The 16,607-nt window shown below is 65.7% G+C and carries 12 protein-coding genes; 4 read left to right on the forward strand and 8 right to left on the reverse strand.

Annotated features, from left to right (window positions below):
• Positions 1–38: 38 nt before the first annotated feature.
• The 5 genes from G3N58_RS10870 to G3N58_RS10890 form a co-directional block, all read right to left on the reverse strand.
• Positions 39–1,643 carry an iron ABC transporter permease gene (locus G3N58_RS10870; RefSeq protein WP_167283902.1) on the reverse strand — a complete coding sequence of 535 codons (1,605 nt, stop codon included), beginning with the start codon at positions 1,641–1,643 and terminating at the stop codon, positions 39–41.
• Positions 1,644–2,675 carry an iron ABC transporter substrate-binding protein gene (locus tag G3N58_RS10875; protein WP_205999156.1) on the reverse strand — a complete coding sequence of 344 codons (1,032 nt, stop codon included), beginning with the start codon at positions 2,673–2,675 and terminating at the stop codon, positions 1,644–1,646.
• A 109-nt stretch (positions 2,676–2,784) separates the two neighbouring features.
• Positions 2,785–4,125, reverse strand: a complete 1,341-nt coding sequence (gene efeB / locus G3N58_RS10880; protein ID WP_205999157.1) for an iron uptake transporter deferrochelatase/peroxidase subunit — start codon at positions 4,123–4,125, stop codon at positions 2,785–2,787.
• A gap of 36 nt (positions 4,126–4,161) precedes the next feature.
• Positions 4,162–5,256: a hypothetical protein gene (locus G3N58_RS10885; RefSeq protein WP_241017070.1), complete on the reverse strand. Its 1,095-nt coding sequence runs from the start codon at positions 5,254–5,256 to the stop codon at positions 4,162–4,164.
• A gap of 205 nt (positions 5,257–5,461) precedes the next feature.
• Entirely contained in the window at positions 5,462–6,982 is a 1,521-nt protein-coding gene (locus G3N58_RS10890; RefSeq protein ID WP_205999159.1) for a carbohydrate porin, read from the reverse strand.
• 331 nt (positions 6,983–7,313) lie between these two features.
• On the opposite strand from G3N58_RS10890, the gene G3N58_RS10895 reads away from it, so the two are divergent.
• The 4 genes from G3N58_RS10895 to hutC all read left to right on the forward strand — a co-directional run bounded on the left by G3N58_RS10895 (position 7,314) and on the right by hutC (position 10,751).
• Entirely contained in the window at positions 7,314–8,045 is a 732-nt protein-coding gene (locus tag G3N58_RS10895) for a hypothetical protein (protein ID WP_205999160.1), read from the forward strand.
• A gap of 213 nt (positions 8,046–8,258) precedes the next feature.
• Positions 8,259–9,095, forward strand: a complete 837-nt coding sequence (locus G3N58_RS10900) for an arylamine N-acetyltransferase (protein WP_205999161.1) — start codon at positions 8,259–8,261, stop codon at positions 9,093–9,095.
• Positions 9,096–9,148: 53 nt separating this feature from the next.
• Positions 9,149–9,829: an isoprenylcysteine carboxylmethyltransferase family protein gene (locus G3N58_RS10905; RefSeq protein WP_167050189.1), complete on the forward strand. Its 681-nt coding sequence runs from the start codon at positions 9,149–9,151 to the stop codon at positions 9,827–9,829.
• Positions 9,830–10,055: 226 nt separating this feature from the next.
• Positions 10,056–10,751: a histidine utilization repressor gene (hutC, locus tag G3N58_RS10910; protein ID WP_241017071.1), complete on the forward strand. Its 696-nt coding sequence runs from the start codon at positions 10,056–10,058 to the stop codon at positions 10,749–10,751.
• Between the two features lie 47 nt (positions 10,752–10,798).
• Here the strand turns inward: hutC and G3N58_RS10915 are convergent, their stop codons facing one another.
• The 3 genes from G3N58_RS10915 to G3N58_RS10925 all read right to left on the reverse strand — a co-directional run bounded on the left by G3N58_RS10915 (position 10,799) and on the right by G3N58_RS10925 (position 16,342).
• A complete protein-coding gene (locus G3N58_RS10915; protein ID WP_205999162.1) occupies positions 10,799–11,581 on the reverse strand; it encodes a substrate-binding domain-containing protein in 783 nt (260 codons plus the stop codon).
• A gap of 307 nt (positions 11,582–11,888) precedes the next feature.
• Positions 11,889–15,305: an alpha/beta fold hydrolase gene (locus tag G3N58_RS10920; RefSeq protein WP_205999163.1), complete on the reverse strand. Its 3,417-nt coding sequence runs from the start codon at positions 15,303–15,305 to the stop codon at positions 11,889–11,891.
• A gap of 245 nt (positions 15,306–15,550) precedes the next feature.
• Positions 15,551–16,342: a hypothetical protein gene (locus G3N58_RS10925; protein ID WP_205999164.1), complete on the reverse strand. Its 792-nt coding sequence runs from the start codon at positions 16,340–16,342 to the stop codon at positions 15,551–15,553.
• Positions 16,343–16,607 lie beyond the last annotated feature (265 nt).

Genomic DNA, 16,607 nt, shown 5'->3' on the forward strand with positions numbered 1-16,607 from the left:
GGAGTCCGAAGATAAAGGCCGGCGATGGCTCAAATGGTTCAAGCGCGCTCGCCGAGCAGGGCCGAGCGGCCGAACAGCGCGAACAGCAGTCCCGAGGCGAGCAGCGAAATGCCCGTGAGCAGCGCCGCGTACGGCGCGGCCGCGGCGAATGCCATCGTCGAGGTGTCGGCCCAGACCTGGGTCGCGAGCGTTTGCGTATCGAGCGGCGAGAGCAGCAGCGTCGCGTTCAGTTCGGTGACGACCGAGATGAACACCATCGCCGCCGACGCACCGAGGCCCGGACCGGCGAGCGGCAGGATCACGCGCAGGAGCGTTTGCGGCCAGTTCAGGCCGAGTGCGCGCGCGGTTTCCTCGAGACGCGGCTGCGCCTGCATGAACGCGGCGCGCACGCTGACGAGCGCGACCGGCATGAACAGGATCGCATACGCGACGACCAGCAGCGTCGCGCTCTGATAGAGCGGCTGCAGCGCATGCACCGCGAGCGAGACGATCGCGAGCGCGATCACGAGTCCCGGCACGCCTTGCGCGAGAAACACGCTGCGCTCGAACAGCGTCGCGCAACGCGTCGGATAGCGCACCAGCAGAAACGCGAGCGGCACCACGAGCAGCGTGGTTAGCGCGGCGGCGGCGAGGCCGAAGCCGAGCGACGACAGCGTCGCGTTCCACAGCAGTTCCGGCGATACGTCGGCGGGCGTGACGGCAGCCGCGCCCGGCTGCGTGAGCCAGAAGCCGATCATGCCGAGCGGCACGCCGAGCGTCGCGAGCGTGAGCAGCGCGAAGCCCACGACGACGATCCAGCGCCATGCGCCGAGTTCATAGCGCAGCACCGCGCGGCGCGTGCCGCGATCGACGCGCTCGTAGCGCGCCGCGCCGCGCACGCGAAACTCGAACGCGAGCACGGCGAGACAGATGACGATGAGCAGACACGCGAGCAGCGAGGCGCCGCCGCCGTCGAAACCGGTGCGGAATTCGGCGTAGATCTGCGTCGTGAAGGTACGAAAGCGCAGCAGCGTAAACGCGCCGAATTCGGAGAGCACCCCAAGCGCGACGAGCAGCATGCCGCCGAGCAGCGCGGGGCGCAGTTGCGGCAACACGACGCGCATGAAGCTGGTCCAGCGGTTGCAGCCGAGCGAGCGCGCGCTTTCTTCGAGCGCCGGGTCCATGCCGCGCAGCGCGGCAGCAACCGGCAGATAGACGAGCGGAAAATACGCGCAGGTCAGCACGAGGAGCGCGCCGTTGAAGTCCTGCAGGTTCTCGCTCAGCGACACCCAGGCATAGCTCGAAATGAAGGCTGGCATCGCGAGCGGCGCGGCGCACAGCACGGCCCACGCGCGGCGTCCCGGCAGATACGTGCGTTCGACGAACCACGCGGCCGCGGTGCCGAGCACCGCGCAGACGAGCGTGGTCGCAACGGCAATCAGCAACGTGTTGACGAGCAGTTCGCCGACGAGCGGCCGCCAGATCAGATCGAGCGCTTCGCCGATGCCGAAGCTCGCGGCACGCCAGAACGTAAACGCAATCGGCAGCAGCACCAGCAAAGCGCTGAGTGCCGCCGCCGCGAACAGACCGCGCGGCGCGCGCGAACGCATGCGCGCCGGAGGCGGGGAGACAGCCGGCGGACCGGCTGACAGTGCTTCGCTCATTTACAGCAGGCCCGCCTGACGCAGCAGCTTGCCGGCCTGGCTATCGTCGCCGAGTTGCTGGATCGTCAGCGCGGGCGGCGTCAGTTCCGCGAACGGCTTGAGCGCCGGGTCCGGCGCAACGCCCGCGTGCAGCGGATACTCGAACATCACGTGGCTATTGGCCATCAACTGCTGCGCGCGCTCGCCGACCAGATAGGCGAGAAACTTCTGCGCGCCGTCCGCGTTGTGCGCCGACTTCAGCACGCCCGCGCCCGATACGTTGACGAGCGCGCCCACGTCGCCGTGGCCGAAGTGATAGATCGCGCTGCGCGTTTTCGCGTCGCCGATCTCCGCATGCAGACGCGACCAGTAGTAGTTGTTGATGAGGCCGGTCGCGACCGCGCCGCGATTGACCGCGGCGACCACGCCTTCGTCGTCGTCGAAAATCTGCGAGTTGGTTTTCAGGCCCTTGAGCCAGGCAAGCGTCTGCTCTTCGCCCTTCAGCGCGAGCACGGCGCTCACGAGCGGCAGGAAGTCGGCGTCGCTCGGCGCGATGCCGACCTTGCCTTTCCATTCCGGCTTCGCGAGATCGAGCGCCGACTGCGGCAGTTGCGCCGGTTGCAGCTTCGCCGTGTTGTAGGCGAGCACGCTTTCGCGCGCGGTCACGGCAACCCATGCGCCGCCCGGCGAATTGAAGCGCGCGGGCACGGTCGCGAGCGTTGCTGCGTCGGTTTTGGCGAGCAGGCCCTTTTCCTCGAGCAGCATCAGCTCCGGCGAGTTCTCGGTGAAGTACACGTCGGCGGGCGAGGCCGTGCCTTCCGCGACGATCTGCGCGGCGAGCGCCGGGCCTTCGCCGTTGCGGATTTTCACCGAGATGCCGGACTGCTTCTCGAAGTCCTTGGCGAGCAGATTGACGACCTGCTCGTGCTGCGCGTTATAGAGCGTGATCGATGCCGCGTGTGCCGCCGACGGCAGCGTCGCGAAAGCGGTGAGCGAGAGCGCGGCCACGCTGCCGAGCGCGCGCAGGCGGGTGGCAAACCAGGAATGAGCCATGTTGCGGAATTCCGTTCTGATTATGTTGAGTGGGCCGGTCGCCAGGCGACCGGCGTGCTTCGTTTGCTTCGGATGTCTGATGGATATTGCGCGGGAGTCCGTGCGCGCATCACGTCTCGAACAGCCCCGCGCCGACATACGAACCCGGCTTCGCCCCCGGCGGCACGACGAAGATCGCGCTGCCGACGTGGGTCGTGAACTGGTTCATCATGTCGAACTTCGCGAGCCGTTCGTTGATCGGGATGAAGCCGCTACGCGGGTCGCTCTGGTGCGCGATGAAAATCAGCCCCGCGTCGTACTCGGTTTCCTGGCGCCATGGCGGCCAGCGCTCGATATAGAAGTTCGTGCCTTCGTTGTACGAATACGAGCGGCGCAGAATCTGCGCGCCGTTGTTGCTCGCCTGATTCGACAGACGCACGTGCGAGTTCTCCGGAATCACCGGATTGCCGTCCTTGTCCTCGGCCTTCAGGTCCACCGGGTCGAACTCGTGCTTGCTGCCGATCGGCGCGCCGCTGTATTTGTGGCGGCCGAACACCTGCTCCTGGAAGCCGAGCTCGGTGTTGTCCCAGTGTTCGAGCGTGATGCGGATGCGCCGCACGACCGTGTAGGTGCCGCCTTCCATCCACGGCGCGTCGTCGGTGGCGCGGGCCCACACGAACTGGTTCATCAGTTCCGGCTTCGCGGTCGACGGGTTGTTGGTGCCGTCCTTGAAGCCCATCAGGTTGCGCGGCGTCTGCCCGCGCGGACCCGACAGGAAGCCGGCCTGGCCCCAGCGCATCGTCGCGACGCCGTAGGCGTGGCGCGACAGCTGGCGCACCGCGTGAAACGCGACTTGCGCGTCGTTCGCGCAGGCCTGGATGAACAGGTCGCCGCCGGTCTTCTCCTTGACTAGCTGATCGCCGTTGAAGCGCGGCAGATCGACGAGCGCGGCGGGGCGGCGCGAGGCGAGCCCGTAACGGTCCTGACCGTCCTTCGTGAAGAGGCCGGGGCCGAAGCCGAACATGATCGTGAGGCCGTTCGGGCCGAGGCCGAGCACGTCGCCGGAATCGGGCGCGGCCTGGTTGTCGCCGGCGTCGCCCGTGGGCAGCGCGGCGGCCGTATTGCCCTGCGTGAGGCGCGCGGCCGCTTCGGTCCACGCGCGCAGCAAGGCGATCACGTCGTCGCGCTTGCCGGTGGTCAGATCGAGTGCGGCGACATAGGTGTGGCTCTGCTGCGGCGTGGTGATGCCGCCTTGATGCGCGCCGTAGAACGGCTCGACCGCGAGCTGCGGATCGGTGCTCTGCGCGTTCGCGGTGCTAGGCGCGGGCGCTTTGGCGAACGCGGCCTGCGAGCTTGCGAGGCCGGCGCCGAGCGACGCACCGGCCGCGACCGCGGCGCCGCCCGCCTTCAGAAAGCCGCGCCGCGACGGACGTTGCGGACGTTGCGGCTTTGGGGGTTGATCGTTTGTCATGGTCACTTCGTTTTCAAGAGGGCCGACGCGCGTGGCTTACTTCGCGAGCACCAGCGTATTCACGTCGTCTTCGACGTAGTAGAAGCCGTCGCCTTCCGGCGTTATCGCGATGCCGAACAGGTCGCCGTTGCCCGGCGGCGATTGCGCCTTGTCGGTGTCGATCCAGCGCGCGTAGAGCTGTTTGCCGCTCGCCGGATCGATTTCGACGACCTGGCCGTTCAGCGCGTTGGTCACGAGCAGATGGCCGTTGGGCGCGGTGGTCATCGCGAGCGGACGATGCAGCAGGCCGTCGGCGGTCAGCTGGCGGCCGACGCCCGCGCTCGTGTCGCGCGTGAGCGGATCGTCGATCTCGGTGATGCGGTTGCCGATCGCATCGGACACGTACAGCAGCTTCTGATCGGCCGACAGCGACAGCCCGGTCGGGCCGACGAGGAACACGCCCTTGTCGGCCTGCGCGCCGAAGCCGCTGCCGATCACGGTTTCCTTCTTCACGACGGGCGGCTTGTCCTGCGGCACGTCGAGGTCGAGGCGCAGCACGGTGGCCTGCTTGAACACGGGCGGTTCGCCGTCCGCGCCGCCGACGCCGAAGCCCGCGTTGCTGACGAACAGCGTCGCGCTCGTGCCGTTATCGACCACGGCCATGTTGCCCCACGGGTCGTTGATGTTCGGGCTCGAGATCGTCGAGGCGATCTTGCCTTGCGGATCGATCACGATCAGGCAGCCCGCGCCCTTGGTGCCGGTGGTGCCGTCGTTGCTCGGCGTGCTGCCGACGATCACGTAGCCCGACTTCAGCATCGTCATCGCGGTCGAGAGGCCGATGCCGCCCGGGCATTCCTTGAGGTCGCGCGGCACGGTCGCGAACACCGTCATCTGTTGGGTGTCCGGGTGATAGTCGACGATCGTGCTGCCGGTGCCTTGCAGGTTCGTCGAGTTGTTGAAGTTGCCGACCAGCACGTCGCCCTTCTTCACGGTGCCGGCGCTGACGGGCGCGACCACGACCGCGTACGGATTCTGGTCGCCGTTATCGGGCACGGTGTTGATGAGCGTCGTGTGGTGCTTGATGGTTTCGAGGAAACCTTGCGGCTCGGCATGGGCGGCGCTGGTCGTCACGAGAGCAGCAGCGGCTGCCATGGTGGTTGCAGCAGCGGTTGCGGCGAGCCGGGCCCGCGCGGCGCGCGGCGAAAACTGGCGCGTGGGATGGTTCACGATTGGGCCTCCGTGCATGAGCACAAAGCGTGGGTAGCGGTGAGGAGCGAAAGCATGGAAAGTGCGGGTCCGATTGCGTGTGAGTGCAGGCGTGTCTGAATGCCTGCGTGGAGAGAGGGCACGAGCGGCATCAGAAATTGATGAGGGTCCGTACGCCGACGACGAACGTATTGCGCAGCGGCTGCGTCGGATCGTTCGGGTTCTGGCCGGCGCCCGCGTTGAACGTGTACTGCGCGTCGGCCTGCAGTTGCCACCACGGATTGACCTGGTACTGGTAGGTCGCTTCGAGCGCGGTTTCGCTCGTGCGCACGCCGTACGGGCCGCCGTTGAATGCCAGGGTATCCTGATCGAGTCCGTTGACGTGATTGCCGATCTTGATGTAGGTCAGCGCGAGACCGGCGCTGTCGTTGTCGCGACCCTTGAACGGTGCTTTCAGCACGATGCCGAGGTTCGCCGCGAGGCTCACGAGGTTGCGGTCGCCGGGGGCGCCCATCACGCGCGCGAACACGCCGAGGCTGCGCGGCTCGTCGGGGTCCGGACGCCACACCATCTGGTCGGCGACCGCGTAGATGCTGTAATTGCCGTGATGGTTCGCGGCCACGCCGGTGGACGCCGGGTTCGCGAGCGACAGGCCGAGGTTGTCGTAACGCTGATCCGCGAAACTGTTCGTGTTGTACCAGACGCCGATCTTGTAGGTGCCGGGCAGGCCGCCGCCCGCGCCGACCATCTGACCGTCGGACGGCTGGTTGATCGCGTACTGCAATTCGCCGATCCACAACGCGCCGTTATGCAGGTTGAAGTTCGTGCCGCTCATGTTGCTGGGGTCGTTGCCGAGCGGGTCGCCCGAGTACACGCCGGCCAGCGCGGTCAACGACGGCGTGATCTGGCCGCGCACGCGCACGCCGAGCGCCGAGAGCGGATACGCGGGGCCGCCCGAGGGCAGGTCGTACGAGGGCAGCGCGGGCCAGCCGAACATCGTGTTGAGGAACAGCGCCGCGTACGAACTCACGATGAATTCCTGGTCCAGACTTTGCTGGCCGATCTTCACGTCGACGCGCTTGTCGAGAAACGACTGCTGATACCAGAGTTCCCACAGACGCGTCGCGTCGTCGGCCTCGATGCCGCTCGCCGTATTGAGCGTGCCGAGCTTGTTGGCGCTGAGGTTCGCGCCGTGGATCTGCAGCGCGCTCACGTTGAAGAGGCCGCCGGGCAGGCCGAACGCCTTCGAGGTGTCCATCTGCAGGGTGGCGGTCGTGAGGCCGTCGTAGTCGGCGCCGCGCGCGAGACCGCCGCGCAGGTTCGCGAGTACTTCGCTGGTTTCGGTCACGGTGAGGGTCACGCCGTATTTGCCGAGCCACGGACGCAGGCCGCCGATGTCGCCGAGCATCTGCTGACGGTTCCAGACGCCGGTCCACTGGTCGGTCTGGGCCGCCTGGATTTTCAGGTCGGCTTCGGGCGCTTCCGGGGTGGCGTCGGGACTGGTTTCGGCCATCGCCGTGCCGGCGTTCAGCGAGGCCCATGCGAAGGCCGTGCAGAGCGCGACGTGCCGCATCGAAGGCAGGCGCGTACGATGAGTTGCAGCGGGACGTGTCGAGGAGTCGCAAGGAGGACGCGCGTAGGCGCGGCGTCCGTTGAATTGGGCAAACTTCATCGAGATCCTTATTGATGTTGTTTCTACTGATCGAATCAACGTTGCGACTGCCCCGCGTGCGAATTCGCGCGATGTCCCGGGATGCCGGCGCAGTAGATGGCGTGATCGTACGTACTCGGATTTCAGGAGTCAATATAAATGAGAACGATTCTCATCAATATTACTGCGGTGTAATGCCGCTCTTTACGGATTGCGCCCAAAAGGCGTGACGGCGTAATGAATGAGGAATTAATGTGTAATTTAATCGTATTTATGTGGTCATACGAAACGTGCGCGAGCGCGCGATGTCGAAGCGCACGGGTAATTTGACAGCCAACGTAAGGAGAGGGAAATGAATCGACGCATTCTTCTGGTTTCATTGCTGACGAGCGGTGCGCTGCTCGCGGGCGGCGCGGCGCATGCGCAGATGAGCCTGAAGCAGTTCGGCCTCGGCGGCGGCGACAGTTCGACCGGCGGTTCGGCCGGCAGTGGGCTCGGCGCCGCGGTGGGCAATGCACTGGGCGGTAATGCCGGCAGTACTTCGTCGAGCGGCGTGTCGCAATTGCTGCAAGGCTATGTGGGCGCGAACCAGCAGGTGCTGAGCGGTCAATCGAGCCTCGCCTCGGCGATGGGCATGACGAGCGCGGCCGGCCAGGCGCAGCAGGCCGCGGGGCTGCTGAGCGGCGGCACGCCGTCGGTCAGCCAGTTGACGCAGATGGGCAGCACGCAGCAGTCGTTGTCGCAGAAGCTCACCGGTGCGTTCGCGAGTCAGGCGAGCGGCGGCGCGTCGGCGGCGCCGGTCGACAAGCAGGCGTTTACCGATGGGCTGTCGTCGCTCGGCAAGGGCGTGAGCCAGTATTCGAGCTTGCAGTCGGGGCTCGGCAGCGTCGGCCAGATGAGTCCGTCCTCGTTGCTGCAGTCGGGGCTCAATCCGCAGACCGCGCAAAGCGCGTCGTATATCGCGCAATCGGCGCCGGGGCAGTTGAAGTCGTTGACGTCGACGCTCAGTGCGGCCGTGCAGTTCGCGTCGAGCCATGGCATCAGCGTGCCGTCGGCCGCGACGGCGGCGTTGAAGGGCATGTAGCCGCGGCGGGAGGAAGCGGGTAGCGGGCGCGGCGCGGACATCGTTGCTTTCCGCTCGGCCGCGCCATGCCGGAGAGACGCAAAAAGCCGCTATGATCGTTTCATGAGGCGGGCCGCGTGTCGTGTGCTGTGTGCCTATGAGCATGCATCGCAACGTGCAGACAGGCGCGGCCCGCGCGTGCCGAACTCGCTCCTCTCTACCGGAACCACGCCGATGCCCCACGCCATCAATCTCGAACGCTACTTCGCGCGCATCGGCTACACGGGCCCGCGCGCGGCCACGCTGGAAGTTCTGCAGGTGCTTCACGGGCTGCACCCGGCAGCGATTCCGTTCGAAAACCTCAACACGCTGACGGGCCGCCCCGTCAGGCTGGACCTCGAAGCGATCGAGCACAAGCTCGTCGCCAGCAGGCGCGGCGGCTACTGCTTCGAGCAGAACTCGCTGTTCGCCAACGTGCTGATGCAGCTCGGCTTCAGGATCACGCCGATGCTCGGGCGCGTGCTGTGGGGGCGCGCATCCGATACGATTCCGCCGCGCACGCACATGGTGCTGCGCATCGACCTCGGCAACGACACATGGATCGCCGACGTCGGCTTCGGCAGCGTGACGCTGACCGAGCCGCTGCGTCTGAGCGCGGGCATCGCGCAACCGACGCCGCTCGGCACGTTCCGTCTCGCCGACGCCGGCCGCGACATGCTGACGCTCGAAATGCAGGAGCCCGACGAAAGCTGGGTGCGCGTCTATCGTTTCGATCTGCATCCGGTCGAATGGATCGATTACGAAACGTCGAACTGGTACACGTCGACCTCGCCGGATTCCATCTTCGCGCACAACCTGATCGTGTGTCGTGTGTTGCCGGGGCTGCGCGTCACGCTCTTTAACGATCAGTTGAACGAACGCGATGCACAAGGGCGGCTCGTGGCCGAGCGGCAACTGGCCAGTGCCGGCGAGCTTGCCGATTGTCTGCGCGAGCGCTTCGGGCTGAATCTCGAAGACCTCGACATCGGCGCGGTGTTCGAGCGCGTGCGCACGCGCGGCGAGGCCGCCTGACGGCGACGGCCCAAGACGCCTGCATAAGGAGCCGATCCAAGGGAGATATCGCCATGATCGCGCGTCTGATCCTGCAATCGCTCGCGTGGCTCGCGAGCATGGGCGTGCTGCTGTTCGGCGCGGCGGGCACGCTCGCGTGGCCGGCCGCATGGTGGTATCTGATCGAACTGGCCGTGTTGAGCCTATGGCTCGGCGTGTGGCTCGCGCGTCACGATCCCGCGTTGCTGGCCGAGCGGCTCGCGCCATTCGTGCAGACGCAGCAGAGCCGCTGGGATCGTCTGTTCATGGCCGCGGTCGCGCCCGCGTGGCTCGGCTGGCTGATCCTGATGGGCTTCGATGCGGTGCGCTTTCGCTGGTCCGCGCCGCTGCCGCTCTGGCTCGCGAGCTTCGGCGCGCTATGCGTGTTCCTCTGCATCTTCCTGTGTCGCTTCGTGTTTCGCGCCAATAGCTATGCGGCGCCGGTCGTGAAGATTCAGGCGAGCCGCGGTCATAAGGTTGCCGACACGGGGCCTTATGCGTATGTGCGTCATCCGATGTATGCGGACGCGCTGCTGTTCTTCGTCGGCACGCCGCTGTTGCTCGGCTCGTGGTGGGGGCTCGCGGCGTTGCCGGTGGCGGCGTTCGGCTTCGGTTGGCGCGCGGTGCGCGAGGAGCGTCTGCTTGCCGAACAGCTCGACGGTTACGCGGCCTATATGAAGCGCGTGCGGTTCCGCTTCGTGCCGTTCATCTGGTAGGCGCGCAGCGTCGAGTGTCCGGCCTCGCCGCCGAACCGGGTAAGATTGGGCCCGGCCGCCGGAGAACCGGCCACGGTGTACGACGTGTATTGCCGGCGCACGACCTATGAGGCTTGCAGTGAAAACAACGACACAGGCGCGCGGCGTGTCCGCCGTACCGGACGACCCGCACCACGGGCAGGACCACGAGCGGGAGCGGAACCGCGTCGGCCGCGGCCGCGATGCACTGGTCAAGGCGGTGCCCGCTTATGAGCAGATCAAGCGCTATGTGCTCGATCGCATCGGCGAGGGTGTCTGGAAACCGGGCGGGCTGATTCCGTCCGAAACGGAACTGGTCAAGGAATTCGGCGTCGCGCGCATGACGGTGTCGCGCGCGCTGCGCGAACTGACCGCTGAGCGCGTGCTTACGCGTGTGCAAGGCTCGGGCACGTTCGTCGCGGCGCAGCGTTATGAATCGACGGTGCTGGAAATCCGCAATATCGCCGATGAAATCGCCGCGCGCGGTCATCGCCATACGGCGCGCGTGCTGACGCTCGAACCGGGCGACGACGCCGAAGCGCTCGACGCGCTCGGTCTCGCAAACGGCCCCGCGTATCACTCGTGCATCGTGCACAGCGAGGAGGGCGTGCCGATCCAGTACGAGGACCGCTACGTCAATCCGAAGGTGTTCCCCGAATACCTGCAACAGGATTTTTCGGTCGAAACGCCGAATCACTACATGGTGCGGGTCGCGCCGGTGCAGCGCGCCGAGTTTCGCATCTACGCGCAAAAGCCCGACGCCCATGTGCGGCGGCATCTGATGATGGATATCGGCGAGCCGTGTCTGCTGCTATGGCGGCGCACGTGGGTCGTCGAGAACGTCGCGACCTCGGTGCGGCTATGGCATCCGGCCTCGCGTTTTCATCTGGCCGGGACCGTATAGCGCGGCGTTGTTTCAGCCGCGCTTCGCTGCGCATTCAGCCATTCGACTCAGGGCGCGGAGACCGAATCGAGCCCGGTCGAGCGGACCGTCTTCTGCGCCGCGGGCGACGCGAGATAGTCGAGCAGCGCTTTCGCTTCGCGCGGATGCGGCGCATTCACCGGAATACCTGCTGCATAGCGCGTGACCGATTGCACCGATTCGGGAATCTTGCCGACGAAGGTCGCGCCCTTGACCGGCAGCAATTCGCTGACCTGCTGGAAGCCGACTTCGTAGTCGCCGTTCGCGACGACCGAGGCAACCGGAATCTTCGGCACCATCTTCGCTTTTGCGCTCACCTGATCTTCGATACCGAGCCGCTTGAACATCTCGCGTTGAATATAGACGCCGCTCGCGCTGTCCGAGTAGGCGATCGATTTCGCGTGCAGCAGCGTGTTTTTCAGCCCTTCGATCGTGCTGATGTCGGGCTTCGGCGCGCCGTCGCGCACGACCATGCCGATGCGCGAATCCGCGAGTTCCACGCGCGAGCCGGGAATGACCTTGCCCTGCTTGATCAGATCGTCGAGTGCATAGCCGACCATAATGACGACGTCGGCGGATTCGCCACGCGCGAGCCGGTTCGGAATCGCTTCGGGCGATTGACCCATCGACGGTCCGAGGATCGTGTCGAGCGTGTTGCCGCTCGAGGCCGCGAACGTCGGCCCGAGTTCCTTGTAAGCGGCGGTGAAGCCGCCCGAGGTCATGACGCGCAGTTCGGCCGCCTGCACGTTCGTCGCGGCGACGGTGTTGCCGAGCAAGCCGGCGGTGAACAAGGCCAGAAAGAATTTTTTCATCGCGATGAGTGAGAGTACGGGTGGATGAGTGTGCGTGGAATGAAGGCGCAACGAAAGCGTGGCGCGGAAAAAGCGGGGAGGGCCGCGCGTCGCGCAACATGAACCATACCGGAATGATGGCGCGAGGAGAACCCATGTCATGCGGATGACGCGTTACGCATCGACGAGGCGGGGCAACACGGTGGCATAACGCAGCAGCACGACACAGCGGCACGACCAAGCGAAGCGACGCAACAGCGGCGAATTGAAACGCGCGCCGCGCATCGCCCGATGCACGGCGCCGATGACGGCACGCCAATGCGTGCCGTCAATGCGCGTTGAGATACTGCACGATCACCGGATAAACATCGACCGCCGCGTTCTTGCCGAAGATGCAGTCGATATGCCCATAGTCCGGAATCAGATGCCGTTCATACGGCTGCTCGGGGAACGCGCCGCGCAGCATGTCGTAGGTGAGTTCAGTGCTCTTCGGCAGATAGGTCTCGTTCTTCTCGCCGTGAATGAAGCCGATCGGCAGGCGCATACCCGCGAGCCCTTTCATGCCGTTCGCGCCGGTGAAGTACACGTCGTCGCCATGCGCATCGACGAGCTTGCCGGCCCGCACCATCGCCGCCAGATGCATGAATACGGCGACGTCGTGAATGCCGAACAGCTCCTGCAGGTTCGCATGCAGCGTTTCGTTGAGCTTCTGGTGTTCGTAGAGCAGTCCATACAGGAACGTCGCGCGATGGCAGACCGGATTGCCGCAGCCCTCGTCGTGATCGAGCGGATAGAGCCGCAGTGCTTCGTCGAGCAGGTTCGCGGGCCACGAATCCTGCTGCGTATAGGCGGTCAGATCGCGTATCCGCAGATGCTGCATGAGGTCGGGAATATGAAGCCCGGCCTTGATCCGTTGCAGCGTGCCGGGCACCGGATGCGCGGACACCTGCGAAATTACCGCCGAGCGTACGCCTTCGAGCCCATGCATCAGCGACATGCTCAGCGCGAGCCCGCCCATGCAATGACCGAGCACCTGCAGGTTCGGTGCGCCGGTCAGCGCGAGAATCTTCGCGACCGCGGCGGGAATGTCCTCGCGCGCGACCTTGTCGACATTGGTCGGCACGAGCACGCTCGGCAGTTCGATGCTCACGCGCAGATCGACGAGCCAGACGTCGAAGCCCGAGGCGCACAGATACTCGACGAGATTGGTCGGCGTCAGATCGGTCGAGAAGATGCGGCTCGACACGCCCGAGCCGTGAATCAGCAGGACCGGTTTGCCGGCTTTGCCCGCGGCCGGATCGACGTAGCGCGTGAGCCTGAGCCTCGTGCCGTCGGGTGTATCGAACCAGCTGATTTGCGGCGCCGGCGCGCGCAGCGTGCGCTTCGCGCGCGGCGGCAGCGCCGGATCGTAGAACTGCAACGGCGCGGCCACGCCGCCGTATTCGGTGAACAGCACGCCCGCGAAGAACCGGCCGAACTTCAGCGTCCATTCGAGGCGCGTTTTCAGATCGGGCGCGTGCGTGACTTCGAGCGTGCGCTGCTGCTTGAGGAAGTTTTCCGGCGTGATGATCAACCTCGCGGTGCCGAGCGGCGGCGCGGTGTCGTCGGCCGTCGCGCGGATGTCCGCGTAAAGCGTATTGGTCTGCTCCCAGAGATTGATCGGCGAAGTGCGCGTGATGATCTTCCTGCCGCTCAGATAGTAGGTGTTGCCCTCGGCCGCGTTGAGCGTCATGCGATACGTCATGTTGCGTTCGTCGACATCCGATGCGTCGACGACGAACAGGTTGAACGTGCCGTCCGTGATCGTCAGCGGTTGCGCGGACAGGGCGGGGCAGGTCAGCGTGCCAGCGGTGTGCGCGAGATGCTGTGGATTGCCAAGCATATCGGCGAGATCGTCGGACTCGACCGTGAGCGTGAATTCGATCGGGCTCGTCGCCGCCTCGCCGGCCACCTTCGGCGTGTAGGTGCCGACCATCGTCTCGGTGAAGCGCAGGCCGATTTTTTGCGCGGGCGGCGCGGCGGCCTCGCCCGCTTTCGCGTAATCGATCGACCAGCCGTGCGTCTTCGCGAGCAGCGCGCAATTGCGCTCGGCGAGCGCGGAGATGGTCAGCAGCGGATTCACGCCGAGCGACATCGGCATCACCGCGCCGTCCATCACATAGAGGCCGTCGTGTACCGCATTGCCAGCCGTGCCGCTGAATACGCGGCCCATATGATCGACTACGCCACGTTCCGCGTCCTCGCCCATTCCGCAGCCGCCGAGCGGATGCACGGTGACCGTGCGCCTGCCGAGAATCTTTGTCGAAATCGGATTGCGCAGATATTTGCCGCCGAGCGGCGCGGTGGCCTGGATCAGCACGTTCTCGATCGCCTTGAAGAGCGGCTGGCGTCCAGCGTTTTTCCACTCGATGCGCGCGCGTCCCTGCTCGTCGATCGTGATGCGGCCATCCTCGTCGTCATGCGCCATCACGAGATAGCTTTGCGTGTGGTTCAGCGCGCCGTGATACGGGCCGCGTATCAGGCTCTCGATGGCGCGCGCGTCGTAGGCGAGCCGCTCGCGCAGCGTCGGCGGTCCGCCCGGGTCCACGCCTTCGAGCGGCGCGACCGCGCCGAGCATACCGACCAGCGCTTCGCCGACCGGCCCGGCCAGCGAACCTTCCTCGATCACGTAGCCGTCCTTCGCATCCGGCCCGTTCTGGCGAACGTCGATGAGCCCGGTGATGGTTGGCCCGACCACGGGAATTTCGCCTGGCGCATGCTCGCCCCAGCCGACGCCGTTGATCGTGTCGCGGGTGTTGTACGCGAAGGCCAGCACGTCGCCGTTGCCGGTGAAGCGCCGGCCGAGCATGTCCGAGGTGCTCAGGCCTTCCTTGCGCGAACGCAGCAGCAGCGCGCTCGAACCGATCGTTCCCGCCGCCACGATGACGATATCGGCCAGCACGAACAGATCGGGCGCGCCGTAGCTCTCGCGGCCGAGTTCGACGAGCTGGAAGTTGACCTTCCATTGCTGCGTGTCCGGATCGCGCAGCACCGAATGCACGGCCGCGCCCGTGAAAATCTGTGCGCGGTGCGCGACCGCATCGGGCAGATAGTTCATGTGTGTCGAATTCTTCGCGTCGTAGTTGCAGCCCGAGTTGCAATCGCCGCAGCCGACGCAGCGCTGCTGTTCGACGCCGGCCGCATTCGGGCCCTTCGTGAACGTGACCGTGATCGGCGGGCGGCTGAAGCGGTTCGCCATGCCGAGCGCCTGCGCCGATTTTTCGAGCGCGTCGAGCTTCGGCAGCGGCCCAAAATCGGCAGGCACCGGCGACGGCGACAGCATCTTCCGCGCGAGCGCATAACCTGCGTCGCGTCCGTCGCTGTCGGCGCGCAGCGCGGCCGGCCAGCGCGGGTCGTCCCAGAGACGCGGATCGGCTTCGAGCGCGACGTTCGCATTGATCAGCGAGGTGCCGCCGAGCCCGCAGCCGACCACCGCATTGACGTCCTCGTTCACGTGTACTTCGAGCAGCGCGAGCGGCGAGCCGAGCTGCGCCTCGGCCGTGTTGTACTGGAGCTGCTCGCCGCCCTGCACGGGCGTGCGCGGGTATTCGCCGGCCATGAATTCGCGGCCGCGCTCGAGCACGCAGACGCTGCGGCCCGCGCGCGCCATGCGGCTCGCGGCGATCGCGCCGCCATAGCCGGAACCGACCACGACCACTTCGTAATGCCGTTGCAGCGCCGTCGGCGCGCTCGATAAGCGGTTCATCAGGACCACCTCGTCTGGAGTCGGATGCGGGGAACGGAAGCTGTGCTTCGGAATAAAGACGGCGCGCGGCAGCAGATTTTTTATCGTAGGTGGAATGGGCGCACAAAAAAAGCGCGCCGTGCAAGGCGCGCAACCGTAGCGTGCGACGTGTCGGGCGGCATGAGCGGGCGGTTTTCTTGTGGTTTGGCCGGCCGTGCGCTCATGCGCGGGTCCATCGCTTTTTATGTGGCCTGTTATGTCGTCCGTTAGGCGGTCACTTCATTCATTTCGCTGTCGCTCGATTCCGCGGCGAGCAGGTTCAGCGCGAGCAGGATAGCTTCGCGATTTTCGATGTCGATGGCGATGCCGAGCACGTCGGTGAGCCAGCGGCCGATCTTCGTGTTGGAAAATTCCTCGGCGCCGGCCGTCTTTTTCATCGTGACGCCGAGTTTGACGGCGCGATAGTGATAAGAGGGGACCCGATGCCGAGCCGCCACCGCCGCGAGCCCGCCCTTGCTTTCCGAGCACCAGCCGAGGCTGCCCGCCAGCACGATCCGTTCGGGCTCGTCGAGCCCTTCGATAAATTCGCGTGCTGCGAACCTCACGCACTGCTCGTCGAGACCGTATTGCAGCAGCACGCTTTGCACCGGATCTTCGAGTGCCTGGGCATGCAGATCGATTTCCTGCTCGATGCCCTCGTTTTCCATCGAGACGTTGCGTTGATGGCCGGCGCTGCGCAGGCAGTCGATCAGATAGCGGCGGAAATAGGCGCATACCGCGTAGCTGTTCGACGGCGCGCTGTCCGCGCAGGCGCTCGTTTCGGTGTGGCCGGGCGCGAGGCGCAGTACCTTTGCGTAGATGAACTGAGCGACCAGTTCTTCCTTGTCTTCGCCGAGCGCCTGCAATTCGAGCGGGTGATAGGTTCGCAACGCGCGCCGGACCAGTTCGACGATCGACACCATTTCGTCCGCGGACAGCCGGGTGCGTCTGCGCCACAGGTCGGGCAGGATCGCGTCGTCGAGTTGGCGGGCGAACTCGTAGCTTGGGACTGCGCCCATGGAAACCTCCGTCAGCGTGGGGACAAGGAGCGCGGTGAGCTTCGGCGGTGGGCCGCGAAGCGTTGGATGAAGCCTGAAATGCCGCGCTGAAACGTGAATGCAGTATGGTTCGCGGCAAGGCTCGCGCCTATATGGATTAAGTGTTAGCTGATGGGTAAACTGCCGGGTAAACCTTCTGACGGATTCCTTTCTTTTCGTCTGAAGAGTGGACGTACGTTCGGGGAAATGTCGCGCTCGCGAAGCGGGCGCATGGTGGGGATAATCG

Origin of the sequence: Paraburkholderia sp. Ac-20342, assembly GCF_017104985.1 — a bacterium.
Lineage (GTDB): Bacteria > Pseudomonadota > Gammaproteobacteria > Burkholderiales > Burkholderiaceae > Paraburkholderia.